This is a genomic window from Citrobacter sp. MGH110, assembly GCF_001037515.1.
GTDB lineage: Bacteria > Pseudomonadota > Gammaproteobacteria > Enterobacterales > Enterobacteriaceae > Citrobacter > Citrobacter portucalensis.
In genome coordinates, this window is sequence record NZ_KQ089830.1 from 157953 (window position 1) to 184717 (window position 26765).

A 26765-nucleotide genomic window follows, 5' to 3' on the forward strand; every position below is an offset into this window, starting at 1 on the left:
CTTATGAAACTAAAGACCACATTGTTCGGCAATGTTTATCAGTTTAAGGATGTTAAAGAGGTGCTGGCAAAAGCCAACGAACTGCGTTCGGGGGATGTGCTGGCAGGAGTGGCCGCAACCAGTTCGCAGGAGCGCGTGGCGGCCAAGCAGGTACTGTCGGAAATGACGGTGGCGGATATCCGCAATAACCCGGTGATTTCCTATGAAGAGGACTGTGTTACTCGTCTGATTCAGGATGACGTCAACGAGACGGCCTATAACCGTATCAAAAACTGGAGTATCAGCGAGCTGCGCGAGTACGTGCTGAGCGATGAAACCTCCGTTGATGACATTGCGTTTACGCGCAAAGGGTTAACGTCGGAAGTGGTCGCTGCGGTAGCAAAAATCTGCTCTAACGCGGACCTGATCTACGGCGGTAAGAAAATGCCGGTGATCAAAAAGGCCAATACCACCATCGGTCTGCCGGGCACCTTCAGCTGCCGTTTGCAGCCGAACGACACCCGTGATGACGTGCAGAGTATTGCCGCACAAATCTACGAAGGGCTGTCCTTCGGGGCGGGCGATGCTGTGATCGGCGTAAACCCGGTAACGGATGACGTGGAAAACTTAAGCCGCGTACTGGATACCGTGTACGGCGTTATCGACAAATTCAACATCCCGACCCAGGGCTGCGTACTGGCACACGTAACTACCCAGATCGAAGCGATTCGTCGCGGCGCGCCGGGCGGGCTGATTTTCCAGAGTATCTGCGGTAGCGAAAAAGGCTTAAAAGAGTTTGGCGTTGAGCTGGCCATGCTGGATGAAGCGCGCGCAGTGGGCGCTGAGTTCAACCGTATCGCCGGGGAAAACTGCCTGTACTTCGAAACCGGGCAAGGGTCTGCACTTTCCGCGGGCGCGAACTTCGGCGCCGATCAGGTGACAATGGAAGCGCGTAACTACGGGCTGGCACGCCACTACGATCCGTTCCTGGTGAACACCGTGGTGGGCTTTATCGGGCCGGAGTACCTCTACAACGACCGTCAGATTATTCGCGCGGGTCTGGAAGATCACTTTATGGGCAAGCTGAGCGGCATCTCGATGGGCTGCGACTGCTGCTACACCAACCATGCTGATGCTGACCAGAACCTTAACGAAAACCTGATGATTCTGCTCGCCACCGCTGGCTGCAACTACATCATGGGCATGCCGCTCGGTGACGACATCATGCTCAACTATCAGACCACCGCCTTCCATGACACCGCGACCGTGCGTCAGCTGCTGAACCTGCGTCCGTCGCCGGAGTTTGAACGCTGGCTGGAAACCATGGGCATTATGGCAAACGGTCGCCTGACCAAACGGGCGGGCGATCCGTCACTGTTCTTCTGATGACGCGGGGATGACACACGATGGATCAAAAACAGATTGAAGAAATTGTACGCAGCGTAATGGCGTCAATGGGTGAGTCTCAACCGCAGGCTCAAGAACCGTCAGCTCCAGCAAAATGCAGCACCACGCAGTGCGCCGCGCCGACCGGTGAAAGCTGCGCGATGGACTTAGGCTCAGCCGAAGCCAAAGCATGGATTGGCGTTGAGAATCCGCACCGTGCAGAGGTGTTGACTGAACTTCGCCGTAGCACCGCTGCGCGTGTATGTACCGGTCGTGCCGGTCCTCGTCCGCGTACCCAGGCGCTGCTGCGTTTCCTGGCTGACCACTCGCGTTCGAAAGATACGGTATTGAAAGAAGTGCCGGAAGAGTGGGTAAAAGCCCAGGGGCTGCTGGAAGTGCGCTCGGAAATCAGCGACAAAAACCTGTATCTGACGCGTCCGGATATGGGGCGTCGTCTGAGTGCGGAAGCCATTGAAGCACTGAAATCACAGTGTGTAATGAATCCGGATGTGCAGGTGATTATTTCTGATGGCCTGTCTACCGACGCGATTACCGCTAACTATGAAGAGATCCTGCCGCCGCTGTTGTCGGGCTTAAAACAGGCCGGATTGAAGGTCGGGACGCCGTTCTTTGTTCGCTATGGGCGCGTGAAAATCGAAGATCAGATCGGCGAACTGCTGGGTGCAAAAGCGGTGATCCTGCTGGTTGGTGAACGTCCGGGCCTCGGCCAGTCGGAAAGTCTTTCTTGCTATGCCGTCTATTCGCCGCGTGTGGCGACCACCGTTGAGGCTGATCGTACCTGTATCTCGAACATTCACCAGGGCGGTACGCCACCGGTTGAAGCGGCGGCGGTGATTGTGGATTTGGCCAAGCGCATGCTGGAGCAAAAAGCATCCGGCATCAATATGACCCGTTAAGGAGGCATCATGCCAGCATTAGATTTAATTAGACCTTCAGTCACCGCAATGCGTGTGATTGCCTCGGTAAATGACGGTTTTGCCCGCGAACTTAAATTACCGCCACATATACGTAGCCTCGGACTCATCACAGCAGATTCTGATGACGTGGCGTATATTGCCGCAGACGAAGCGACAAAACAGGCAATGGTCGAAGTGGTTTATGGCCGCTCGCTGTATGCCGGTGCGGCGCACAGTCCCTCTCCAACATCGGGCGAAGTGCTGATTATGCTCGGTGGACCAAACCCGGCCGAAGTTCGCGCGGGTCTGGACGCGATGGTGGCCAATATTGAAAGCGGGGCGGCATTCCAGTGGGCGAATGACGCAGAAGATACCGCCTTCCTGGCGCATGTGGTTTCGCGTACCGGTTCGTATCTCTCCGCAACCGCGGGATGCCGACTGGGCGATCCGATGGCGTATCTGGTAGCACCGCCGCTGGAAGCGACATTTGGTATTGATGCCGCGCTGAAATCTGCCGATGTACAACTGGTGACCTATGTACCACCGCCGTCAGAAACTAACTATTCAGCCGCGTTTTTGACCGGTAGCCAGGCCGCTTGTAAAGCCGCATGTAACGCCTTTGCCGATGCCGTTCTGGATATTGCCCGTAATCCAATCCAGCGCGCGTAAGAGAGGTAGTGATGATCAATGCACTGGGATTACTGGAAGTGGATGGCATGGTGGCTGCCGTGGACGCGGCCGATGCCATGCTGAAAGCCGCGAACGTGCGTCTGCTTAGCCACGAAGTGCTCGATCCTGGTCGGCTGACGCTGGTGGTGGAAGGCGATCTGGCGGCATGCCGCGCAGCGCTGGATGCTGGCAGTGCAGCCGCAGCGCGTACGGGCCGTGTTATCAGCCGTAAGGAAATAGGCCGGCCGGACGATGACACCCAGTGGCTGATCGGCGGTTTTAAACGCCAGCCGAAGAAACCTGAACAGAAGCCAGAAGCGAAAACAGAAGTGAAACCAGAGAAGACACAGGACGCCCCAGTGACGTCTGAATCCTCTGCCCAACTTCTGACGCTGTTAGCATCGGTCCGTCAAGGAATGACGGCAGGGGAAGTGGCGGCCCACTTTGGCTGGTCACTTGATGAAGCCAGAAATGCGCTGGAACAGCTCTTTTCTGATGGAGCGTTGCGTAAACGCAGTAGTCGCTACCGCTTAAAAAATTAACCTGTCGGAGGGCCGGGGGCTTCGTTGAAGCTTCCGGCTTAAAAGATCATGAAAAAGAACCGTACTGCAAACTTGCACCATCTTTATCATGAAGTATTACCCGAAGACGTTAAACTGACGCCGAAAGTGGAAGTGGACAACGTTCACCAACGGCGAACAACGGATGTGTATGAGCACGCGCTGACGATTACCGCCTGGCAGCAGATCTACGACCAGCTGCATCCGGGAAAATTTCATGGCGAGTTCACGGAAATCCTGCTCGATGATATTCAGGTGTTCCGTGAATACACCGGACTGGCGCTGCGTCAGTCGTGCCTTGTCTGGCCAAACTCATTTTGGTTTGGCATTCCGGCCACGCGCGGCGAGCAGGGATTTATTGGTACCCAGTGTTTGGGTAGCGCTGAAATTGCCACCCGCCCAGGCGGGACGGAGTTTGAACTGAGTACGCCGGATGATTACACCATTTTGGGTGTCGTCATTTCGGAAGAGGCAATAGCTCGTCAGGCCAACTTCCTGCATAACCCGGAAAGGGTGCTACATATGCTGCGCAATCAGTCGGCGCTGGAAGTTAAAGAACAACACAAAGCCGCACTATGGGGCTTTGTGCAGCAGGCGCTGGCGACGTTTAGTGAGAATCCTGAAAACCTTCACCAACCCGCGGTGCGTAAAGTGTTGGGGGATAACCTGCTGCTGGCGATGGGCACCATGCTGGAAGAAGCGCAGCCGATTATGACTGCGGAGAGCATCAGCCATCAGAGCTATCGTCGCTTGCTGTCACGTGCGCGCGAATATGTGCTGGAAAATATGTCAGAGCCGCTGACCGTGCTCGACTTATGCAATCAGCTGCACGTTAGCCGCCGGACGTTGCAAAACGCCTTTCACGCGATCCTCGGTATTGGCCCGAATGCCTGGTTGAAACGTATTCGCCTGAATGCCGTGCGCCGTGAGTTGATAAGCCCATGGTCGCAGAGTGCGACGGTGAAAGACGCCGCCATGCAGTGGGGATTCTGGCATTTAGGGCAGTTTGCCACCGACTACCAGCAGCTGTTTGCGGAGAAACCGTCGTTGACGCTGCATCAGCGTATGCGCCAGTGGGCATGATGAGATTATTGTGCCGGATGCGACGCTAACGCGTCTTATCCGGCCTACGGGTTTGCTGTTGTTGTAGGCCGGATAAGCGTAGCGCCATCAGGCAATTACACCCAGTCGCGGACCTGAATAAACTCGCTAAGGGCAGCTTCCGGGCTGTTCGCTTCCGGCTGCCAGTCATACTCCCAGCGTACCAGCGGCGGCATCGACATCAGAATCGACTCCGTGCGCCCGCCGGTTTGCAAACCGAACAACGTGCCGCGATCCCACACCAGATTAAATTCCACATAGCGCCCACGACGATAAAGCTGGAAATTACGCTCGCGCTCGCCCCAGCTCATCATTTTGCGGCGTTCGACGATGGGCAGATACGCCTCGGTGTAACCTTGACCTACTGCCTGCATAAAAGCGACGCAGTGGTCGAAATCAGGGGTATTCAAATCATCGAAAAACAGCCCGCCAATGCCGCGCTGCTCGTTGCGGTGCTTGAGGAAGAAGTAGTCATCGCACCACTTTTTGTAACGTGGATAAACGTCATCGCCAAACGGCTGGCACAGGTCCCGCGCCGTGCGATGCCAGTGAACCGCATCCTCATCAAAGCCGTAGTAGGGCGTTAAGTCAAAGCCACCGCCAAACCACCACACGGGATCGGCCCCCGGTTTTTCCGCGATAAAAAACCGTACGTTGGCATGACTGGTTGGAATGTAGGGATTCTGCGGGTGCACCACCAACGAGACGCCCATGGCTTCAAAACTGCGCCCGGCAAGCTCCGGGCGATGCGCGGTAGCCGAGGCCGGCATTGCATCGCCGTGGACGTGGGAGAAGTTAACGCCTGCTTGCTCGAAAATACCGCCGTTACGCAACACCCGACTGCGCCCGCCGCCGCCCGCTTCGCGTTGCCAGTTATCCTCAACAAATTCGCTGCCGTCTACGGTGGATAACTGCTGACAAATTTCATCCTGCAGGCTGAGCAGGAACTGTTTTACGCGCTGTGCATCGGGCTTCATGGTTAACGTTTCTTCGAGTGTGCTTTCTGGTTATCAAACCAGTGGAAATAGCTGATGATGCCATTGGCGATAGCGGTGGCGATTTTCTGACGAAACGCCGCCGTACCCAGCAATCGTTCTTCTTCCGGGTTGGTGATGAACGAGGTTTCGACCAGGACCGACGGAATCGAAGGTGATTTTAGCACCACGAAGGCGGCCTGTTCCGTGCTGCGACTGTGCAGACGGTGTACCGGCTTGATCTTCTTAAGAATATGCGAGCCTAACGTCAGGCTGTTTTTTATGGTGTCAGTTTGCACCAGATCGAACAGCACCTGCTGCAACAAATGATCTTTATCAGTGGCCTTCTTTCCGGCGACTTCATCGGCCCGGTTTTCACGATCGGACAGATATTTCGCCATGGCGCTACTGGCACCGCGATTGGATAAGGCAAAGACCGAAGCACCCGCAGCGCTCGGATTGGTAAAACCGTCGGCGTGGATCGACATGAACAGATCGGCACCATGTTTGTGGGCGATCTCGACGCGATCGTAGAGCGGAATAAACGTATCGCCGGAGCGGGTCAGGCGTGCATCAATCCCTTGGTTACGTAGGATCGAGCGCACGTTTTTGGCAATAGCCAACACAACGTGCTTTTCTTTCGAGCCGTTGCGACCAATTGCGCCGGTATCAATCCCTCCGTGCCCCGGATCAAGGACAACAACGCGCTTAGCACCGGATTTTTTCGCTTTCGGTTTGCTGTGTCCATTGCTGGTCTTTAGCGCTTCTTCTTTAGCGATGGCTTGTGACATGCCTGACAGCGTCAGGGCGGCCAGCCCGGCTTTCAGCACCTGGCGGCGCGATGTGAGTGTTTTTAGTGGTTTAAAAGTGCTCATACGGCCTGAGTTGTAAAAAAAAGGTTCTAAACGTTATATCGTATCGCGTAGTCCGTTGCGACGGATCGAGATAAGAATTGTTTTACTTTTCATTTCAATACGTGACAATTCCGTATTATGCCATTTTTTCCGCCGCTTCGCGTCAGATATTGGCTAAATCAGCCGTTCGCGCCATAATCGCTTTTTAACGTCCTGAAAAGGTACCCAATACCATGGAAATACGCGTTTTTCGCCAGGAAGATTTCGAAGAGGTGATCACCCTCTGGGAGCGTTGTGATTTGCTGCGTCCATGGAACGACCCTGAAATGGACATCGAACGCAAAGTCAATCATGACGTCAGCTTGTTCCTCGTTGCTGAAGTGAACGGCGAGGTGGTCGGCACGGTGATGGGCGGATACGACGGGCATCGCGGTTCCGCCTATTACCTGGGCGTGCATCCTGAGTTTCGCGGACGCGGTATTGCCAATGCGCTGCTCAACCGGTTGGAGAAAAAGCTCATTGCCCGCGGTTGTCCGAAGATTCAAATCATGGTGCGTGACGATAACGACGTCGTACAGGGCATGTATGAACGTTTGGGCTATGAACATGCGGATGTACTCAATCTGGGCAAGCGTTTGATCGAAGATGAAGAGTACTGAGTTTCATCCGGCCGACTATGACGGTCATGGGCGTCTGCGCCTGCCTTTTCTCTTCTGGTGCGTACTGCTGTTGCAGGCACGCACCTGGGTTTTGTTTGTGATTGCCGGTTCTTCCCGTGAGCAGGGCAACACCTTGCTGAATCTGTTTTATCCCGATCATGACGCATTCTGGCTGGGGTTGCTTCCCGGCGTTCCCGCCGTGTTGGCGTTTTTACTCAGCGGGCGACGCTTTGCGTTTCCGGTGCTCTGGCGCTGGCTGCGCGGATTATTGATTCTCGCTCAACTGGTGCTGCTGTGCTGGCAGCCGGTGATGTGGCTGGCAGGCGATCCGCTCAATGGCGTCGGGCTGGCGCTGCTGGTGGCGGATATCGTCGCGCTGATCTGGCTGTTAACCAATCAACGTCTGCGTGCCTGTTTTTCCCTTGAGAAAGAATAACGGCACTTTTTGGGGAAACCGGACTCCAAGCACCGTTGATAAATAAGGAAGGAAGTGAAATGAAATCACTGCGTTTGACTTTATGCGCGATGCCGCTGCTACTGGCCGGGTGTTCAACGTTGTCCTCGGTGAACTGGTCTGCCGCCAATCCGTGGAACTGGTTTGGTTCTTCAACGCAGGTCACAGAGCAGGGCGTCGGAGCGTTAACGGGCGCTACGCCGCTGGATGAAAAAGCCATTGCTGATGCGCTGGACGGTGATTACCGCCTGCGTAGCGGAATGAAGACCGATAACGGTAATGTGGTGCGCTTCTATGAAGCGATGAAAGACGACAAGCTGGCGATAGTCATCAACGGCAGCCAGGGAACCATCAGTCGTATTGATGTATTAGATCACGATATTTCGTCAGCCGCGGGTGTCGAAATCGGTACACCGTTTAGCGACCTTTACACTAAAGCTTTCGGTAATTGCCAAAAAGCAACCGGCGATGACAGCGCGGGCGTTGAGTGTAAAGCTGAGGGAAGTCAACATATTAGCTATATTTTTTCCGGCGAATGGAGTGGGCCTGAGGATATAATGCCGTCTGACGACACGCTGAAAGCGTGGAAAGTAAGCAAAATTATCTGGCGGCGTTAATTTGCGTCTGAACAAATCGGCTTGTTAAAAAAACAGGTAGAATAGCGCCCATCAATGCCACGATGTCGTGGCATCTTTTTTTCAGGAGGAACAATGTCTCAGGTTCAGAGTGGCATTTTGCCAGAACATTGCCGTGCGGCGATTTGGATTGAAGCCAATGTTAAAGGCGACGTTGATGCCCTGCGTGCGGCTAGCAAAAACTTCGCCGATAAGCTGGCGACCTTTGAAGCTAAGTTCCCGGATGCGCATCTGGGCGCGGTTGTCGCTTTTGGCAACAACACCTGGCGTGCATTGAGCGGCGGCGTCGGTGCTGAAGAGTTAAAAGACTTTATCCCTTACGGTAAAGGTCTGGCACCAGCAACCCAATATGACGTGTTGATCCACATTCTCTCTTTGCGTCATGACGTGAATTTCTCTGTTGCGCAGGCGGCAATGGAAGCATTTGGCGACTGTATTGAAGTTAAAGAAGAAATCCATGGTTTCCGTTGGGTCGAAGAGCGCGATCTCAGCGGCTTTGTTGACGGTACGGAAAACCCGGCAGGCGAAGAAACGCGCCGTGAAGTTGCCGTTATCAAAGATGGTGTGGATGCCGGTGGCAGCTATGTGTTTGTGCAGCGTTGGGAACATAACCTGAAGCAGCTTAATCGCATGAGCATCCATGACCAGGAAATGATGATTGGTCGTACCAAGGAAGCCAACGAAGAGATCGACGGTGATGACCGTCCGGTCACCTCTCACCTGAGCCGTGTTGACCTAAAAGAAGACGGTAAAGGGCTGAAAATTGTGCGCCAGAGCCTGCCATACGGTACTGCCAGCGGCACGCATGGTCTCTATTTCTGCGCCTACTGCGCTCGTCTGCACAACATTGAACAACAATTGCTGAGCATGTTTGGTGACACCGACGGTAAGCGTGATGCGATGCTGCGCTTCACCAAACCGGTAACTGGCGGTTATTACTTTGCTCCGTCGCTGGACCGTTTAATGGCGCTGTAATGGTGAGCTGAGCCTGTTATCGGCCACGAAATAGACATCCCCGCATCGTCGGGGATTTTTTTTACCTGAGATTAACCTGATTTAGTGAGCTATTCCTCAGCACTAATTTGTTATTGCTGTATCTTCTGCGTGAATGAAGTGAAGGCTTCATATTCAAAAGGAGAATATTGAAATGGGAAAACTCACGGGCAAAACAGCATTGATTACGGGCGCATCTCAGGGTATTGGCGAGGGTATCGCCAGAACGTTTGCCCGCCATGGTGCGAACTTAATCCTGCTGGATATCTCCGATGAGATTGAAAAACTGGCGGATGAGTTGGCTGGGCGAGGGCACCGTTGCACAGCTGTTCACGCTGACGTCAGAGATTTTGCGTCGGTCAAGGAAGCGGTGACGCGCGCGAAGCAGATTGAAGGCAAAATCGATATTCTGGTGAACAATGCCGGCGTATGCCGCCTCGGCAACTTCCTTGATATGAGCGATGAAGATCGCGATTTCCACATTGATATCAACATTAAAGGCGTCTGGAACGTGACGAAAGCCGTTCTGCCGGAGATGATTGCGCGCAAAGATGGGCGCATCGTGATGATGTCATCGGTGACCGGCGATATGGTTGCTGACCCGGGCGAAACGGCCTACGCGCTGTCGAAAGCCGCGATCATCGGTTTGACCAAATCCCTGGCGGTAGAATATGCGCAGTCCGGCATTCGCGTGAATGCCATTTGCCCTGGCTACGTTCGTACGCCGATGGCGGAAAGCATTGCGCGTCAGTCTAACCCGGAAGATCCTGAATCCGTTTTAGTCGAAATGGCGAAAGCGATCCCGATGCGTCGTCTGGCCTGCCCGCTTGAGGTCGGTGAACTGGCGGCGTTCCTGGCATCGGATGAGTCCAGTTATTTAACTGGCACGCAAAACGTGATTGATGGCGGCAGCACTTTGCCTGAAAGCGTAAGCGTCGGCGTCTGATTGATGCCGGTCTCCTCCCCATGTGCTGGGGAGGAGGTACCCCTTATTCTCTTTTCAACTTTCAAATCATCAAACGGTATATAAAACCGTTACTCCTTTAGCACTGGTTATAAATATGATGACCATAAGAAAGTCATTTAATTTATAAGGGTGCGCAATGGCCGTTAACTTACTGAAAAAAAGAACACTGACGCTGGCAGCCATGCTGTTGCTGGTGGGGCAGGCGCAGGCAACGGAACTGCTGAACAGTTCATACGATGTTTCCCGCGAGCTGTTTGCCGCCCTTAATCCGCCGTTTGAACAGCAATGGGCGAAGGATAACGGCGGCGACAAACTGACGATTAAACAATCTCATGCCGGGTCATCAAAACAGGCGTTGGCGATTTTGCAGGGGCTGAAAGCTGACGTCGTGACCTATAACCAGGTGACCGACGTGCAGATCCTGCATGACAAAGGCAAGCTGATCCCTGCCGACTGGCAAAGCCGCCTGCCGAATAACAGTTCGCCATTCTATTCCACCATGGCGTTTTTGGTGCGTAAGGGCAACCCGAAGAATATCCACGAATGGAACGATCTGGTTCGCCCGGACGTGAAGCTGATTTTCCCGAACCCGAAAACCTCCGGTAACGCACGCTATACCTATCTGGCAGCGTGGGGCGCGGCAGATAAAGCGGACGGTGGGGATAAAGCCAAAACCGAACAGTTCATGACCCAGTTTCTGAAAAACGTGGAAGTATTTGATACCGGCGGTCGTGGTGCAACTACCACCTTCGTGGAGCGCGGTCTGGGCGACGTACTGATTACCTTTGAATCGGAAGTGAACAATATCCGTAAACAGTACGAAGACCAGGGCTTCGAAGTGGTGGTGCCGAAGGTCAACATTCTGGCGGAGTTCCCGGTGGCCTGGGTAGATAAAAATGTGCAGGCCAACGGTACTGAAAAAGCGGCGAAAGCTTACCTGAACTGGCTGTACAGCCCGCAGGCGCAAACCATCATTACCGATTTCTACTACCGCGTGAATAACCCGCAGGTAATGGACAAGCTGAAAGATAAATTCCCGCAGACCGAATTGTTTCGTGTGGAAGATAAGTTTGGCTCGTGGCCTGAAGTGATGAAAACGCACTTTGTCAGCGGCGGTGAGCTGGACAAACTGCTGGCGGCGGGGCGTAAGTAAATGTTTGCTGTTTCTTCCCGACGTGTGCTGCCCGGCTTCACTTTGAGCCTGGGCACCAGCTTACTGTTTGTCTGCCTGATATTGCTGCTGCCGCTGAGCGCGCTGGTGATGCAACTGGCGCAAATGAGCTGGGCGCAATACTGGGATGTGATTACCAATCCGCAGGTGGTGGCGGCTTATAAAGTGACGCTGCTGTCGGCGTTTGTGGCGTCGATTTTTAACGGCGTGTTCGGTTTGCTGATGGCGTGGATCTTAACACGCTATCGCTTTCCGGGCCGTACGCTGCTGGATGCGCTGATGGACCTGCCGTTCGCACTGCCTACGGCGGTGGCAGGTCTGACGCTGGCGTCACTGTTTTCGGTTAATGGCTTCTACGGCGAGTGGCTGGCGAAGCTGGATATCAAGGTGACCTACACCTGGCTCGGTATCGCGGTAGCGATGGCCTTTACCAGCATTCCGTTTGTGGTGCGTACCGTGCAACCGGTACTGGAAGAGTTAGGCCCGGAATATGAAGAAGCAGCTGAAACGCTCGGTGCTACGCGCTGGCAAAGTTTCCGTAAAGTAGTGCTGCCGGAGCTGTCTCCTGCGCTGGTGGCGGGCGTTGCGCTGTCGTTTACCCGCAGCCTCGGTGAGTTTGGCGCGGTTATTTTTATCGCTGGAAACATCGCATGGAAAACGGAAGTGACCTCGCTGATGATTTTTGTTCGCTTGCAGGAGTTTGACTACCCGGCCGCCAGCGCGATTGCTTCTGTGATCCTCGGGGCTTCGTTGTTGCTGCTGTTTTCAATTAACACTCTGCAAAGTCGCTTTGGTCGACGTGTGGTAGGTCACTGATGGCAGACATTACCCAATTGAAACGCTATGGCGCACCCCGCATCAACTGGGGGAAATGGTTTCTGATCGGCACGGGCATGCTGGTCTCCGCGTTTATTTTGCTGGTGCCGATGATTTACATCTTCGTGCAGGCGTTCAGCAAGGGATTAATGCCGGTATTACAGAACCTGGCGGATCCGGACATGCTGCATGCCATCTGGCTGACGGTGCTGATTGCGCTGATTGCGGTGCCGGTGAACCTGGTGTTTGGTGTGTTGCTGGCCTGGCTGGTGACCCGTTTTAACTTCCCAGGACGCCAACTACTACTAACGTTACTGGATATTCCATTTGCTGTCTCGCCGGTGGTCGCCGGTCTGGTCTATCTGCTGTTTTACGGCTCTAACGGCCCGCTTGGTGGGTGGCTGGATGAGCATAACCTGCAAATTATGTTTGCCTGGCCGGGGATGGTGCTGGTGACAGTGTTCGTGACCTGTCCGTTTGTGGTGCGTGAGCTGGTGCCGGTGATGTTAAGCCAGGGCAGCAATGAAGATGAAGCCGCGGTTCTGTTGGGCGCGTCCGGCTGGCAGATGTTCCGCCGCGTTACGCTGCCGAATATCCGTTGGGCATTGCTGTACGGTGTGGTGTTGACCAACGCCCGTGCGATTGGTGAGTTTGGCGCGGTGTCAGTGGTTTCCGGCTCGATTCGCGGCGAAACCTTATCGCTGCCGCTACAGATTGAATTACTGGAGCAGGACTACAACACGGTCGGCTCCTTTACCGCCGCGGCGCTATTAACGCTGATGGCGATTATTACCCTGTTTTTGAAGAGCATGTTGCAATGGCGTCTGGAGAACCAGGAAAAACGCGCGCAGCAGGAGGAAAATCATGAGCATTGAGATTGCCAATATTAAGAAGTCTTTTGGTCGCACCCAGGTGCTGAACGATATCTCGCTGGATATTCCTTCAGGTCAGATGGTCGCGCTGCTGGGGCCATCCGGCTCGGGTAAAACCACGCTGCTGCGCATTATTGCCGGGCTGGAGCATCAGTCCAGCGGGCATATCCGTTTTCACGGTACCGACGTCAGCCGATTGCACGCCCGCGACCGTAAGGTGGGGTTCGTGTTCCAGCACTATGCGCTGTTTCGTCATATGACCGTTTTCGACAATATCGCGTTTGGTCTGACGGTCCTGCCACGGCGTGAGCGCCCGAATGCGGCGGCCATCAAAGCAAAAGTGACCAAACTGCTGGAAATGGTTCAACTGGCTCATCTGGCGGACCGTTTCCCGGCACAGCTCTCCGGCGGGCAAAAACAGCGCGTGGCGTTGGCGCGTGCGCTGGCGGTAGAGCCGCAGATCCTGCTGCTCGACGAACCGTTTGGCGCGCTTGATGCGCAGGTGCGCAAAGAGCTACGTCGCTGGCTGCGTCAGTTGCATGAAGAGCTGAAATTTACCAGCGTGTTTGTTACCCACGACCAGGAAGAAGCAACGGAAGTCGCAGACCGCGTAGTGGTGATGAGTCAGGGTCATATCGAACAGGCTGATGCGCCGGATCAGGTATGGCGCGAACCGGCTACTCGTTTCGTCCTGGAATTTATGGGTGAGGTTAACCGCCTGCAGGGGACGATTCGTGGCGGCCAATTCCATGTGGGCGCACACCGCTGGCCGCTGGGTTATACGCCTGGCTATCAGGGACCGGTGGATCTGTTCCTGCGCCCGTGGGAAGTGGACGTGAGCCGTCGTACCAGTCTGGATTCGCCGTTGCCGGTACAAGTGCTGGAAGCCAGCCCGAAAGGACACTACACCCAATTAGTTGTGCAACCCCTGGGGTGGTATAACGAACCGTTGACGGTAGTCATGCAGGGCGATGATTCCCCTGGCCGCGGCGAGCGTCTGTTTGTCGGGCTGCAAAATGCGCGCCTGTATAACGGCGACCAGCGTATTGAAACGCGGGAAGAGGAACTTGCCCTGGCGCAAAGCGCCTGATAGGTTAATTCGTATAGTTATCATCCGGTGGCGCTGCGCTTACCGGGCTTACCAGGTGCAGCATGACCTGTAGGCCGGGTAAGTACAGCGCCACCCGGCATTTTTATTGAGCTGAAAACGTGAACACATTAGAACAAACAATTGGCAATACGCCTCTGGTGAAATTACAACGTCTGGCGCCGGATAACGGTAGTGAAATTTGGGTCAAGCTGGAAGGCAATAATCCCGCAGGTTCGGTGAAAGACCGCGCCGCGTTGTCGATGATCGTCGAAGCGGAAAAACGCGGAGAAATTAAGCCAGGCGACGTGCTGATTGAGGCGACCAGCGGTAATACCGGAATTGCGCTGGCAATGATCGCCGCGCTGAAGGGCTACCGCATGAAGCTGCTGATGCCAGATAACATGAGTCAGGAGCGCCGTGCGGCGATGCGCGCCTATGGTGCCGAGCTGATTCTGGTCACCAAAGAGCAGGGGATGGAAGGCGCGCGCGATTTAGCCCTTGAAATGGCGCAGCGTGGAGAAGGCAAGCTGCTGGATCAGTTTAATAATCCGGATAACCCGTACGCGCATTACACCACCACCGGACCGGAAATCTGGCAGCAGACGTCAGGTCGTATTACCCATTTTGTCTCCAGTATGGGAACGACAGGCACCATTACCGGTGTGTCGCGTTTTCTGCGTGAGCAAGAAAAAGCGGTCACTATCGTTGGCCTGCAGCCGGAAGAGGGCAGCAGTATTCCGGGGATTCGCCGCTGGCCTGCGGAGTATATGCCAGGCATTTTTAACGCCTCGCTGGTGGATGAAGTGCTGGATATTCATCAGAACGATGCGGAAAACACCATGCGTGAACTGGCCGTGCGCGAAGGGATTTTCTGTGGTGTCAGTTCTGGTGGCGCGGTAGCGGGGGCGTTACGTGTGGCGCGCGCGACCCCGGGAGCGGTGGTGGTGGCGATCATCTGCGATCGCGGCGATCGCTACCTTTCAACCGGCGTGTTTGGCGAAGAGCACTTTAACCAGGGATTAGGGATTTAGTTTTCAGCCTGATAACCATAGCACTATCAGGCAAACGTACGGCACGAGCGCCGGATGACGACGTAAAGCGTCTTATCCGGCCTGCCATAATCAATCGTTACGTTTTTCCACAAGCTTATCAAGGAATTGCCACAGTTTCTCATTCATCTGCTGATAATCCCATGCTCGCATCTCTTCAATGGAACGGATGAAACGCTTGCCTTTAGCTTCCGCCAGTTCTTGTTCGGAGTGTTGAATAAGCCCTTCTATAGCATCAGCCGTAAACTCCATATGGCACTGAAAACCATAAACAAAATTACCGTATTGCACGATTTGTCGTGGGCAGCCCTCGCTGGCAGCAAGAATGGTCGCCTGGTCGGTTAATCCTGGCATGTCGTTGTGCCAGTGACCGACGGTAAGCGGTGAGCCGAAATGGCTGAACAGCGGGTGCTGTTGACCGGCTTCGGTCAGAACGATGGGGTAGTGACCAATCTCTTTTTCCGGACTCTGGCACACCTTCGCACCCAGCGCTTCGCCGATTAACTGTGAACCCAGGCAGATCCCCACCACAATTTTACGTGCCGCAATCGCCTGGTTGATCAGATGCTGCTCGGCCTGAGAATCAAAGTACGGGCACTCTGCCAGCGTGGTTCGTGGTGACTGCGGACCGCCAAACACCACCAACATATCGAAATCATCGGCGTTCGCAGGGACCGCTTCTCCGGCATAAACGCGCGACCAACTGACGCTATAGCCGCGTGATTCGGCCCACGGCAGATACGCGCCAGCAGATTCGAAAGACTCATGAATAACAAAATGAACTCGCACTTTTTCTCTCCTGTTAGCGCTTTAGCGCCTGATGAATATCAACCGCCAGCTTATCAATGTCGCTGTCTTCTAATGTTGACAGCGTAATGCGTAAACCGTGTGCAGGCGTATTGACGCCGAACACTTCGCCTTCCCGAACCAGCCAGCCGGACTTTGCCAGCGCAAAAGCGATCTCCTGACTGTGATCTGACAGCGGTAACCACAGATTCAGACCGTCACCGACGGGCAGTTCAATGCCATGTTGGCGCAGAGCCGTATTCAGCTTTTGCTGCTGGACGGCGTAAAACTGCTGCGTTTGTGCCAGTGTGTGTTGATATGTCTCGTCACTCAGGCACGCGCAGGCTAAATCCTGCAGCAGATGGCTGACCCACTGACTACCGGAGTTGAGCCGTAAACGCAGTTTCCCGGATGTGACGGGATCGCTGGCTACGATGGCCAGGCGTAAATCCGGGCCTAAGGTTTTCGACATCGAACGGACAATCGCCCAATGCGTGGTTTCCTTCGCAATCACCGGATACCAGTGGCAAGCAGATAGCAGCGCAAAGTGGTCGTCGACGATCACCAGAGTCTGCGGATAGCGGGCCAGGATTTCCTGCAATTGCGTCGCCCGTGAGGCGCTCAGGCTGCATCCTGTGGGGTTATGCGCGCGCGGTGTCAGAATCACTGCCCGCGCGCCTTTCTGTAGCGCGAGTTCCAGTTGGTCCGGCAGCATGCCTTCGTGGTCCACATTGGCCGGACTGGCGGAGAAACCAGCATAACGCAGCATGTTGATGCTGCTCAAAAAGCATGGATCTTCTACGACAACGTTATCTCCAGGCAGTAAATGGGCGCACAGTAGCCGTTCGATAGCATCAATGGCGCCGCTGGTGATATCAATTTCCCCTTTGCCGGGCATTGCATTTTGCATCCATTGTGATGCCCATACCTTAAGCCCTGGTGACACAGCGGCATCGCCGTACAACCGCGGATTCTTATTTATCTTCGCGAAATAACTACTCAGGTCAGGAAGACGCGAGGGCGCTGGATTACCGCCGGAAAGATCGATAAGCGGGGTATCCGGATTACCACCTTCCAGCGCAACGGGGGCAGTAATCCCCTTAATCACCGTGCCGTTGCGTCCCTGGCTCTGCGCCAACCCGGAGGTGATCAGGCGTTTGTAAGCCGCCGCGACAGTATTGCGGTTCACGTTTAATTCCGTTGCCAGTTCCCGCACTGGTGGCAACGTTTCGCCTGCTGCCAGCGTGCCTGTAGTGACATGTTGACGGATACTGTCAAAAATTTCGTTAGCGGTTTTTCCGTCGATCATTATTGACCTATGACAAAATGAATTTTAGCATATGACGATAATAATGAGGCGTAGGCCCGCTGTCCAGCGAGAGGAGAAATTTATGGAGCAGGAGAGTGATATCCAGTCAGTGCTCTTTGACGACACGAATCGGGCGTTACAGACCGATATCGTCGCGGTCCAGTCACAGGTGGTGTATGGCAGCGTAGGTAACAGCATCGCCGTCCCGGCCATTAAAGCGCAGGGGTTACGCGTGACGGCAGTACCCACGGTGCTGTTCAGTAATACCCCGCATTATGAAACCTTTTACGGCGGCGTTATTCCGTCTGACTGGTTTAGCGGCTATCTCCGCGCCTTAAGCGAGCGTGATGCCTTGCGTGAGCTAAAGGCGGTGACTACAGGTTACATGGGCAGCGCGGAGCAAATCGCCTTGCTGGCACAGTGGCTGGAAACCGTTCGGGCGACGCATCCGGACCTATGCATTTTGGTCGACCCCGTGATTGGCGATACGGATAGCGGCATGTATGTGAAAGCCGAAATCCCGGAAGCTTATCGTCAGCACCTGCTGCCGTTGGCACAGGGGCTGACGCCGAACGTGTTCGAGCTGCAAATGCTAAGCGGAAAGCCGTGTCGTACGCTTGATGAAGCCATTACGGCGGCACAATCACTGCTCACTGACACCCTGAAATGGGTGGTAATAACCAGCGCGCCGGGGGATACCGAAGAGATTATTAACGTTGCGGTGGTGACGGCTGAAACGGTTGAGGTGTTAGCCCATCCGCGAGTGAAAACGGATCTGAAGGGGACTGGCGATCTGTTTTGTGCAGAGCTGGTGAGCGGCCTTGTACTGGGGAAAACGCTGACGGCCGCGACGCACGACGCCGCGCAGCGGGTGCTGGACGTGATGACGTGGACGCACCAGTGCGGTTGCGATGAATTAATTCTGCCACCGGCAGGGGAGGCGCGATGAAGAGTTACCGGCTGGTAGTTCGCCAGAATGGGCGTATGGTTGGACATTTTGACACCAACGGGGCAGCAGCGCTGGAAGATATCTGTGTAGCGCGGGCCATGTTTGGTATTGCGGGTGGCTACGACTGTGAATTGTTAGTGGCAGACTCGGAGCGACGGATGCTGGAAAGCGGGCCGGAAGGGATGAAGATTCTGATGCGCGAGGCGTGTTACCGACCGTTCACCTCACAGATTTAATGCCGGATGGCGACGAGAACGTCTTATCCGGCCTACGTTACGGAGTTTGCTGTAGGCCGGATAAGCGTAGCGCCATCCGGCAGGGTTTTGATATCCATCAGATAAAAAAAATGGCGCCTGCTGGCGCCATCTTTCTCTGCAAAAAGAATTACTTCTTGATGCGGATAACCGGAGTCTCACCCACTGTCACGCTACCGGACAGTTTGATCAGCTCTTTGATTTCGTCCATGTTGGAGATAACAACCGGAGTCAGGGTAGACTTGGCTTTTTCTTCCAGCAGCGGCAGATCGAATTCAATAACCGGGTCGCCCACTTTCACGCGCTGACCTTCTTCAGCGATGCGTTTGAAGCCTTCGCCTTTCAGTTCAACGGTATCAATACCGAAGTGAACAAACAGCTCAATGCCGCTGTCGGATTCGATAGAGAAAGCGTGGTTGGTTTCAAAGATTTTGCCGATGGTGCCATCAACAGGGGCAACCATTTTGTTACCGGTTGGTTTGATAGCAATGCCATCACCAACGATTTTTTCAGCAAAAACTACATCCGGCACGTCTTCGATGTTGACGATCTCGCCAGAGAGCGGAGCAACGATCTCAATAGTTCCGGTGTCTTTCTTATCATCAGAAACCAGAGATTTCAGTTTATCGAACAAACCCATGATCTTCTCCTAAGCAGTAAATTGGGCCGCATCTCGTGGATTAGCAGATTGTTTTTTCTTCAATGAACTTGTTAACCAGCGTCATTAACTCGTCCGTTGTCGGTTGAGCAAGAGCCTGCTCTGCTAACACCTTCGCATCTTCGAAGTTCGTGTTACGGATAATCTTCTTAATGCGCGGGATAGAAATGGCGCTCATAGAGAATTCGTCCAGACCCATCCCCAGCAACAGAAGTGTAGCACGTTCGTCGCCTGCAAGCTCACCACACATGCCAGTCCATTTGCCTTCAGCATGAGAAGCATCAATAACTTGCTTGATCAGCGTCAGCACAGATGGCGACATCGGTTGGTAAAGGTGTGAAATCATATCATTACCACGGTCAACTGCCAGGGTGTACTGCGTTAAATCATTGGTGCCGATACTAAAGAAATCAACTTCTTTGGCTAAATGACGCGCAATTGTTGCCGCAGCTGGTGTTTCCACCATCACGCCAATCTCAATGCTCTCGTCAAATGCTTTACCTTCGTCGCGTAGTTCCTGTTTGTAGATTTCGATCTCTTTGCGCAGTGCACGCACTTCTTCAACAGAGATGATCATTGGGAACATGATACGCAGTTTGCCGAAAGCAGAGGCGCGCAGGATAGCGCGAACCTGGTCACGCAGGATCTCTTTACGATCCATGGCGATACGCACGGCACGCCAGCCCAGGAACGGGTTCTCTTCTTTCGGGAAGTTCATGTACGGCAGTTCTTTATCGCCGCCGATGTCCATGGTACGGACGATGACCGCCTGAGAGCCACAGGCTTCAGCAACGGCTTTATACGCAGCAAACTGTTCTTCTTCAGTTGGCAGCGATTCACGGTCCATGAACAGGAATTCGGTGCGGTACAGACCCACACCTTCAGCGCCGTTACGCTCGGCGCCTTCAACGTCACGAACGGTACCGATGTTGGCGCAAACTTCAACCTGATGTCCGTCCAGCGTGATAGCCGGCAGATCTTTCAGCTTAGCGAGTTCCGCTTTCTCGGTTGCAACCTGCTCCTGAACGGCACGCAGTTGCTCAATAACGTCGTTGGTCGGATTGACGTAAACCTGATTGTTTACGGCATCCAGAATCAGATAGTCGTCGTTTTTCACCTGAGAGGTGACGCTACCCGTACCTACGATGGCAGGCAGTTCCAGAGAACGCGCCATGATAGAGGTATGAGAGGTACGTCCGCCCGCGTCAGTGATGAAACCCAGCACCTTGTTCAGGTTCAGCTGTGCGGTTTCTGACGGGGTCAGGTCTGCGGCAACCAGGATAACTTCGTCCTGGATAGCGCTCAGATCAATAATTGCCAGACCCAGAATGTTACGCAGCAGGCGTTTACCGATATCACGTACGTCAGCCGCACGTTCTTTCAGGTATTCATCATCCAGCTCTTCCAGGGCTGTGGCCTGACCTTCGATAACTTCATGCGCAGCTGCATCAGCCGTCATGTGCTTATCTTTAATCAGGGCTATGATTTCCTGCTCCAGCTCCTCATCTTCGAGCAGCATGATATGCCCTTCAAAGATGGCTTCTTTTTCTTCACCGAACGTTTCACCAGCTTTGGTTTTGATCGCTTCCAGTTGCGCAGATGCCTTGGCACGACCGCTCAGAAAACGTTCAACTTCCTGATCAACCTTGTCGGCAGAAATTTTTTTCCGGTCAATGACGATCTCGTCTTCTTTCAGCAGCAATGCTTTACCGAAAGCGATACCCGGGGATGCTAAAATGCCTGAAATCATAACCCTACCTTACTTGTGACTGATATTTAAAAGAACTCGTTGAACTTACTCGAGTTCAGCCATCAGTTTAACCAGATGCTCAACTGCTTTCTGCTCGTCTTCACCTTCTGCGGACAGGGTGACAACGGTACCCTGAGTCAGGCCCAGAGTCTGCAGTTTAAACAGGCTTTTGGCGCTAGCGCTTTTGCCGTTGGAAGTCACAGTAATTTCAGAAGTAAAGCCTTTTGCTTCTTTAACAAACTGAGCAGCAGGGCGAGTATGCAGACCGTTCGGAGCGGTAATGGTAACTTCTTGCTGGAACATTATATTTCCCCAACTTATAGGTTTAGTGTTGTGGAACTAAAGTCTAGCCTGGCGGCTCAACTTTAGCCTGTATTGTTAGCATCGGCGTAAACTGGACGCGACACAAAAGGAGTTCGGTGCAATCCGTTGCTGGCAACTTCTTGCCGCTGACGTTTCGTTCGTCATTAAACATTATGCCGCGAAAGGAAGAGTTGAACCAAATCATAAAATCGATTCAGCTAGCGCTTTTCCTGTAACGATTAATTTCGCGCATCAAAATAATTAGTTTGGTTAAATACCAGTTCCGGCGGGCTGAATCAATGCCAGGCGAGTTGAAACTTTGAAGCAGGCCACAAAAAAGCACCCAAAAGGGTGCTTTTTTACGCGTTTTTAACATGCTGGCACTACTGTTGCAGTTCTTTCTCTGTAAAGAGATCGGCAAACAGTGCAGTGCTCAGATAACGCTCACCCGATGACGGTAGAATAACCACTATATTCTTATTGGTAAAGGTTTCATCTTCCTGGAGCTTAAGCGCGGCAGCAACCGCAGCACCGGAAGAGATCCCAGCCAGAATACCTTCTTCTTCCATCAGACGACGCGCAGTAGAAATAGCTTCATCATTAGTGATGGCAACGACTTTATCGATAAGCTTCAGATCAAGGTTACCCGGAATGAAGCCTGCTCCAATGCCCTGAATTTTATGCGGGCCTGGTTTGAGTTCTTCACCTGCCAGCGCCTGGGCGATAACCGGGGAGTCGGTAGGTTCAACCGCGACGGTGATCAGATCGGTTTTGCCTTTAGTGCCTTTAATGTAACGGGTCACACCAGTCAACGTACCGCCAGTACCGACGCCGGAAATAAAGACATCAACCTGGCCATCGGTATCTTCCCAGATTTCCGGGCCGGTGGTTTTTTCGTGGATTTCCGGGTTTGCCGGGTTGCTGAACTGCTGCAGCAGCAGGAATTTTTCCGGATCGCTGGCCACAATTTCTTCCGCTTTCTGAATCGCGCCCTTCATACCTTTTGCGCCTTCGGTCAGCACCAGGTTTGCGCCCAGCGCTTTTAAGAGCTTGCGGCGCTCAATGCTCATGGTTTCAGGCATGGTCAGAGTCAGTTTGTAGCCGCGAGCTGCGGCAACGTAGGCCAGCGCAATCCCTGTGTTGCCGCTGGTTGGTTCGACCAGCTCTACACCCGGTTTCAGTACACCACGTTTTTCGGCATCCCAAATCATGTTGGCACCGATACGGCATTTGACGCTAAAGCTCGGGTTGCGTGATTCCACCTTCGCCAGAATGCGTCCGTTACCGATACGGTTCAGTCGAACCAGCGGCGTATGACCGATAGTCAGCGAGTTGTCTTCAAAAATCTTACTCATGGCCTGTCCTTAACTGTATGAAATTGGGATACCGCTTCAGCATACCTGTTGAGAAAGTATGGGGAAGTAAGGAATTCGTATATCTATATGCCACCAGGAAATAATGCGTTGCAGTATGGAATAAGAGCGGGCATAAGCCAGCCCGCTTTTACACATTTTGCATTACTTCCATAACGCGTGCTTAGCACGATAGCAGTCTACCCACATCGCCGTGGCACCACAAACCGCGACTGGCATGATGAACAGATTGAGCACCGGAATCATGGTGAACAGGCTGGTCAATGCGCCAAATTGCATATTGGTGACCTTGCGTGTGCGCAGCGCGACGCGCATCTCCTTAAAAGGCACCTTATGGTTATCAAACGGATAATCGCAGTACTGAATGGCCAGCATCCACGCGCTGAACAGGAACCACAGCACCGGGGCTACGGTCTGACCAATACCCGGAATGAAATAGAGGATCAGCAACACGACGGCGCGCGGGAGATACCACGCCAGCTTTTGCCATTCACGTTTCATAATACGGGGAACATCTTTCATGATGCCGAGAACGCCGGTGTCAGGCGGTGTTGCGCCCGTTAAGCGTGCTTCCAGCTGTTCTGCCAGCAGACCGTTAAACGGCGCGGCAATCCAGTTGGCTATGGTGGAAAACAGGTAGCCGAACACCAGTAGTACGGAGATAGTGACAATCGGCCACAGCAAGTAGCTGAGCCACTGAAGCCAGTCAGGGACGTGACTCATCAGCGCGGGGATCCAGCTATCGAGTTGTGTGAATAGCCACCAGAATGCGCCGCCCATCAGCAGGATATTCACCAGCAAAGGCAGGATGACAAAGCGACGAATGCCCGGTTGGGTGATGAGCTTCCATCCCTGTGAAAAGTAATAAAGGCCGCTGCGAGGTACGACTGCAGATGATGAAACCATGGTCAGGACATACTCCTTGTTATATAAGCTCTGGTAAACTTTGCGTATCTTACCGGGTTGTTGAGCGTTAAGCTGTTCAGAAATGTTCGAAAAAACAGCAAAAAGCACAATTTTGTTCATCTTTATGCCGTGAAAGCCAAGAGTGCACTTGCACTTGGCGTAATCGACAAATACTCTTAGTGAGTAAATGTTTGCCGTGGTGGCAAGGTGTTAGAACAACAGAGAATATAATGATGCAGGATTTGCGTCTGATATTAATCATTGTTGGCGCGATCGCCATAATCGCTTTACTGGTACATGGTTTTTGGACTAGCCGTAAAGAGCGGTCTTCTATATTCCGCGATCGCCCACTGAAACGCATGAAGTCTAAACGTGAAGACGAGGATTCGTTCGACGACAACGTCGAGGAAGACGAAGGCGTGGGCGAAGTTCGCGTTCATCGTGTGAATCATGCTCCCGGTAACGCGCAGGAACATGGTGTTCCTCCTCAGTCGCCGCAACACCAGTACCAGCCGCCTTATGCGTCTGCTCAGCCGCGTCAACCCGCGCCGCAGCCTGCACAAGCGCCGGTACCGCCGCCGCATGCTCAGCAGCAGCCGCAGCCTGTACAACCGCAGCAGCCGGTGCAGCATCAGCCTGTTCAGCAACAACCTGTGCAGCAGCCGATGCAGCATCAGCCCGTTGCTCCGCAGGTTCAGCAGCCCGTGCAGCAAGTACCGCAACCTGCGCCGCAGGCTTTCCAGCCCGCAGAGCCTGCCGTTGAACATCAACCTCAGCCTGAGCCGGTAGTTGAAGAAGCGCCTGTTGCTGAAAAACCGCAGCGTAAAGAAGCGGTCATTATTATGAACGTTGCGGCGCATCACGGTAGTGAGCTCAACGGTGAAGTGCTGCTCAACAGCATTCAGCAAGCCGGTTTTAAATTTGGCGATATGAATATTTTCCATCGTCATTTGAGCCCGGATGGCAGCGGTCCTTCGCTGTTCAGCCTTGCCAATATGGTTAACCCAGGAACGTTTGACCCCGAAATGACGGGTGATTTCAGCACCCCTGGCGTGACTATTTTTATGCAGGTTCCGTCCTACGGTGACGAGCTGCAAAACTTTAAGCTGATGCTGCAGTCCGCACAGCACATTGCCGATGAAGTGGGTGGTGTGGTGCTCGACGATCAACGTCGCATGATGACGCCGCAGAAACTGCGCGAGTATCAGGACCGCATCCGCGAAGTTAAAGAATCTCGCGCCTGATTTTCCTCTGGCGTGACATCTCCTTGCTAAACCCCCGCCTGTCGGGGGTTTTTTATCATTGATGGTGCGATATGGAATCAATCGAACAACAACTGACAGAACTGCGAACCACGCTTCGCCATCATGAGTATCTCTACCATGTGATGGATGCGCCGGAAATTCCCGATGCGGAATATGATCGCCTGATGCGTGAACTGCGCGAGCTGGAAGCGCAGCATCCAGACCTTATCACTCCCGACTCGCCAACCCAGCGTGTTGGCGCCGCCCCGTTAGCAGCGTTCAGCCAGATTCGCCATGAAGTGCCAATGCTGTCGCTGGATAACGTGTTTGATGAAGAGAGTTTTCTCGCCTTCAACAAGCGCGTGCAGGACAGACTGAAGAGTACGGACAAACTAACCTGGTGCTGCGAACTGAAGCTGGACGGGCTGGCGGTCAGTATCCTGTATGAAAACGGTGTGCTGGTCAGTGCCGCAACGCGTGGTGATGGTACCACGGGGGAGGACATTACCTCGAACGTGCGCACCATCCGTGCGATCCCATTAAAACTGCGAGGCGATAACATTCCGACGCGTCTGGAAGTGCGTGGTGAAGTGTTCCTGCCGCAGGCCGGATTTGAAAAAATTAACGAAGAGGCCCGCCGTACTGGCAACAAAGTGTTTGCTAACCCACGTAACGCAGCGGCCGGGTCATTGCGCCAGCTCGATCCACGTATTACAGCGAAGCGACCGCTTACTTTCTTCTGCTATGGCGTTGGTGTGCTGGAAGGTGGTGTGTTGCCTGATACCCACCTGGGCCGTCTGCTGCAATTTAAAGAGTGGGGATTGCCGGTGAGCGACAGAGTTAAGCTTTGCGACTCTCCGGAGGAAGTACTTGCTTACTATCACAAGGTTGAAGAAGACCGACCGACGCTGGGATTCGATATCGACGGTGTGGTGATCAAAGTCAACTCCATGGTATTGCAAGAGCAACTGGGTTTTGTTGCCCGCGCGCCGCGCTGGGCGGTGGCCTTTAAGTTCCCGGCGCAAGAGCAGATGACCTTTGTTCGCGATGTTGAGTTTCAGGTCGGACGTACCGGGGCGATTACGCCCGTCGCTCGTCTTGAGCCGGTTCAGGTTGCCGGGGTTCTGGTCAGTAACGCCACTCTGCATAATGCCGATGAAATCGATCGTCTGGGGTTGCGTATTGGCGATAAAGTCGTTATTCGCCGGGCGGGCGATGTGATCCCGCAGGTCGTCAACGTGGTGCTTTCCGAGCGCCCGGAAGAGACGCGTGAAATTGTGTTTCCACAGCATTGTCCGGTGTGCGGGTCTGATGTTGAACGTGTGGAAGGCGAAGCGGTCGCTCGCTGTACTGGCGGCCTGATCTGCGGGGCACAGCGTAAGGAGTCGTTGAAACACTTTGTTTCTCGCCGCGCGCTCGATGTTGACGGTATGGGCGACAAAATTATCGATCAACTGGTCGAGAAAGAGTATGTCCATACGCCAGCAGATCTCTTCACCCTGACGGCAGGTAAGCTGACCGGACTCGATCGTATGGGGCCGAAATCGGCGCAAAACGTGGTGAATGCGCTGGAAAAAGCGAAAGAAACGACGTTTGCCCGTTTCCTCTACGCGCTGGGCATTCGTGAAGTCGGCGAGGCCACAGCCGCAGGTCTGGCGGCGTATTTCGGCACGCTTGAAGCGCTGGAAGCGGCTTCCATTGAAGAGCTGCAAAAAGTGCCGGATGTCGGCATTGTGGTAGCGACCCACGTGTTTAATTTCTTTGCTGAAGAGAGCAACCGCGAGGTGATCGTCCAACTGCTGGCGCAGGGGATTCACTGGCCGGCGCCGGTGGTCATCAACGCTGAAGAAATCGACAGCCCCTTCGCGGGTAAAACGGTAGTGCTGACCGGGAGCCTGAGCCTGATGTCACGCGACGACGCCAAAGCGCGACTGACCGAGTTGGGTGCAAAAGTAGCCGGCAGCGTATCGAAGAAAACCGACCTGGTGATTGCCGGTGAAGCGGCGGGTTCGAAGCTGGCAAAAGCGCAGGAACTGGGTATTGCCGTGATCGATGAAGCTGAAATGATCCGCTTACTGGGTGCCTGA

General features: G+C 53.8%; 28 protein-coding genes. 19 read left to right on the forward strand and 9 right to left on the reverse strand.

The features are described from left to right. The first annotated feature begins 3 nt into the window (after positions 1-3). The 5 genes from eutB to eutR are packed head-to-tail and all read left to right on the forward strand — an operon-like array spanning position 4 to position 4594. Positions 4-1365 (forward strand): ethanolamine ammonia-lyase subunit alpha, encoded by a 1362-nt coding sequence (eutB, locus tag SK38_RS00690; protein WP_003038029.1) that lies wholly within the window; start codon positions 4-6, stop codon positions 1363-1365. Between the two features lie 20 nt (positions 1366-1385). Then, entirely contained in the window at positions 1386-2282 is an 897-nt protein-coding gene (gene eutC, locus SK38_RS00695) for an ethanolamine ammonia-lyase subunit EutC (protein ID WP_008785418.1), read from the forward strand. 9 nt (positions 2283-2291) lie between these two features. Beyond that, on the forward strand, positions 2292-2951 hold the full coding sequence (gene eutL / locus SK38_RS00700; protein WP_003838537.1) for an ethanolamine utilization microcompartment protein EutL: 660 nt from the start codon (positions 2292-2294) through the stop codon (positions 2949-2951). An 11-nt stretch (positions 2952-2962) separates the two neighbouring features. After that, positions 2963-3493 (forward strand): ethanolamine utilization microcompartment protein EutK, encoded by a 531-nt coding sequence (gene eutK, locus SK38_RS00705; protein ID WP_003835033.1) that lies wholly within the window; start codon positions 2963-2965, stop codon positions 3491-3493. A 48-nt stretch (positions 3494-3541) separates the two neighbouring features. Further along, positions 3542-4594, forward strand: a complete 1053-nt coding sequence (gene eutR / locus SK38_RS00710; protein WP_003835032.1) for an HTH-type transcriptional regulator EutR — start codon at positions 3542-3544, stop codon at positions 4592-4594. Positions 4595-4689: 95 nt separating this feature from the next. Here the strand turns inward: eutR and hemF are convergent, their stop codons facing one another. Both hemF and amiA read right to left on the reverse strand, forming a co-directional pair. After that, a complete protein-coding gene (gene hemF / locus SK38_RS00715; protein WP_048234760.1) occupies positions 4690-5589 on the reverse strand; it encodes an oxygen-dependent coproporphyrinogen oxidase in 900 nt (299 codons plus the stop codon). Positions 5590-5591: 2 nt separating this feature from the next. Beyond that, positions 5592-6461 carry an N-acetylmuramoyl-L-alanine amidase AmiA gene (gene amiA / locus SK38_RS00720; protein WP_003038046.1) on the reverse strand — a complete coding sequence of 290 codons (870 nt, stop codon included), beginning with the start codon at positions 6459-6461 and terminating at the stop codon, positions 5592-5594. A gap of 212 nt (positions 6462-6673) precedes the next feature. Between amiA and SK38_RS00725 the strand changes: the two genes are divergently transcribed. The 10 genes from SK38_RS00725 to cysM all read left to right on the forward strand — a co-directional run bounded on the left by SK38_RS00725 (position 6674) and on the right by cysM (position 15128). Next, positions 6674-7099, forward strand: coding sequence for a GNAT family acetyltransferase (locus tag SK38_RS00725; protein WP_003038048.1), 426 nt, complete (start codon positions 6674-6676; stop codon positions 7097-7099). Continuing rightward, the gene (locus SK38_RS00730) at positions 7086-7535 is read left to right on the forward strand and encodes a DUF2919 domain-containing protein (protein ID WP_008785415.1); all 450 of its coding nucleotides are present in this window, start codon (positions 7086-7088) and stop codon (positions 7533-7535) included. The genes SK38_RS00725 and SK38_RS00730 overlap by 14 nt, the downstream gene beginning before the upstream one ends. A 59-nt stretch (positions 7536-7594) precedes the next feature. Beyond that, entirely contained in the window at positions 7595-8170 is a 576-nt protein-coding gene (locus tag SK38_RS00735; RefSeq protein WP_048215807.1) for an RpoE-regulated lipoprotein, read from the forward strand. A 93-nt stretch (positions 8171-8263) separates the two neighbouring features. Then, the gene (yfeX, locus tag SK38_RS00740) at positions 8264-9163 is read left to right on the forward strand and encodes a porphyrinogen peroxidase (protein WP_048234761.1); all 900 of its coding nucleotides are present in this window, start codon (positions 8264-8266) and stop codon (positions 9161-9163) included. A gap of 172 nt (positions 9164-9335) precedes the next feature. Continuing rightward, the gene (ucpA, locus tag SK38_RS00745) at positions 9336-10127 is read left to right on the forward strand and encodes an SDR family oxidoreductase UcpA (RefSeq protein WP_003835020.1); all 792 of its coding nucleotides are present in this window, start codon (positions 9336-9338) and stop codon (positions 10125-10127) included. Between the two features lie 157 nt (positions 10128-10284). After that, a complete protein-coding gene (gene cysP / locus SK38_RS00750; protein WP_003835019.1) occupies positions 10285-11301 on the forward strand; it encodes a thiosulfate/sulfate ABC transporter substrate-binding protein CysP in 1017 nt (338 codons plus the stop codon). Continuing rightward, on the forward strand, positions 11302-12135 hold the full coding sequence (gene cysT, locus SK38_RS00755; protein WP_003038061.1) for a sulfate/thiosulfate ABC transporter permease CysT: 834 nt from the start codon (positions 11302-11304) through the stop codon (positions 12133-12135). Next, positions 12135-13010 (forward strand): sulfate/thiosulfate ABC transporter permease CysW, encoded by an 876-nt coding sequence (gene cysW / locus SK38_RS00760; RefSeq protein ID WP_003038064.1) that lies wholly within the window; start codon positions 12135-12137, stop codon positions 13008-13010. The genes cysT and cysW overlap by 1 nt, the downstream gene beginning before the upstream one ends. Continuing rightward, positions 13000-14097, forward strand: a complete 1098-nt coding sequence (cysA, locus tag SK38_RS00765; protein WP_048234762.1) for a sulfate/thiosulfate ABC transporter ATP-binding protein CysA — start codon at positions 13000-13002, stop codon at positions 14095-14097. Before cysW ends, cysA begins: the two co-directional genes overlap by 11 nt. A gap of 119 nt (positions 14098-14216) precedes the next feature. Continuing rightward, the gene (gene cysM / locus SK38_RS00770; protein ID WP_003835014.1) at positions 14217-15128 is read left to right on the forward strand and encodes a cysteine synthase CysM; all 912 of its coding nucleotides are present in this window, start codon (positions 14217-14219) and stop codon (positions 15126-15128) included. Positions 15129-15218: 90 nt separating this feature from the next. Here cysM and SK38_RS00775 read toward each other — a convergent pair whose 3' ends face one another. Both SK38_RS00775 and ptsJ read right to left on the reverse strand, forming a co-directional pair. Continuing rightward, positions 15219-15935 (reverse strand): type 1 glutamine amidotransferase, encoded by a 717-nt coding sequence (locus tag SK38_RS00775; RefSeq protein WP_048234763.1) that lies wholly within the window; start codon positions 15933-15935, stop codon positions 15219-15221. 13 nt (positions 15936-15948) lie between these two features. Beyond that, entirely contained in the window at positions 15949-17241 is a 1293-nt protein-coding gene (ptsJ, locus tag SK38_RS00780; protein ID WP_048234765.1) for a MocR-like B6 salvage transcription factor PtsJ, read from the reverse strand. Positions 17242-17323: 82 nt separating this feature from the next. Between ptsJ and pdxK the strand changes: the two genes are divergently transcribed. After that, positions 17324-18190: a pyridoxine/pyridoxal/pyridoxamine kinase gene (gene pdxK / locus SK38_RS00785; protein WP_048234767.1), complete on the forward strand. Its 867-nt coding sequence runs from the start codon at positions 17324-17326 to the stop codon at positions 18188-18190. Beyond that, positions 18187-18426, forward strand: a complete 240-nt coding sequence (locus tag SK38_RS00790) for a hypothetical protein (RefSeq protein WP_048234769.1) — start codon at positions 18187-18189, stop codon at positions 18424-18426. The genes pdxK and SK38_RS00790 overlap by 4 nt, the downstream gene beginning before the upstream one ends. A gap of 148 nt (positions 18427-18574) precedes the next feature. Here SK38_RS00790 and crr read toward each other — a convergent pair whose 3' ends face one another. The 5 genes from crr to cysZ form a co-directional block, all read right to left on the reverse strand. Beyond that, entirely contained in the window at positions 18575-19084 is a 510-nt protein-coding gene (gene crr, locus SK38_RS00795; protein WP_000522253.1) for a PTS glucose transporter subunit IIA, read from the reverse strand. A gap of 40 nt (positions 19085-19124) precedes the next feature. Further along, the gene (gene ptsI, locus SK38_RS00800) at positions 19125-20852 is read right to left on the reverse strand and encodes a phosphoenolpyruvate-protein phosphotransferase PtsI (RefSeq protein WP_008785405.1); all 1728 of its coding nucleotides are present in this window, start codon (positions 20850-20852) and stop codon (positions 19125-19127) included. 45 nt (positions 20853-20897) lie between these two features. Continuing rightward, positions 20898-21155, reverse strand: a complete 258-nt coding sequence (gene ptsH, locus SK38_RS00805) for a phosphocarrier protein Hpr (protein ID WP_002913505.1) — start codon at positions 21153-21155, stop codon at positions 20898-20900. 383 nt (positions 21156-21538) lie between these two features. After that, positions 21539-22510 (reverse strand): cysteine synthase A, encoded by a 972-nt coding sequence (cysK, locus tag SK38_RS00810; protein WP_003038091.1) that lies wholly within the window; start codon positions 22508-22510, stop codon positions 21539-21541. Positions 22511-22672: 162 nt separating this feature from the next. Further along, positions 22673-23434, reverse strand: coding sequence for a sulfate transporter CysZ (cysZ, locus tag SK38_RS00815; RefSeq protein ID WP_057066948.1), 762 nt, complete (start codon positions 23432-23434; stop codon positions 22673-22675). A gap of 230 nt (positions 23435-23664) precedes the next feature. On the opposite strand from cysZ, the gene zipA reads away from it, so the two are divergent. Next, a complete protein-coding gene (gene zipA / locus SK38_RS00820) occupies positions 23665-24678 on the forward strand; it encodes a cell division protein ZipA (RefSeq protein WP_048234771.1) in 1014 nt (337 codons plus the stop codon). Between the two features lie 71 nt (positions 24679-24749). After that, entirely contained in the window at positions 24750-26765 is a 2016-nt protein-coding gene (gene ligA, locus SK38_RS00825) for an NAD-dependent DNA ligase LigA (protein WP_048234773.1), read from the forward strand.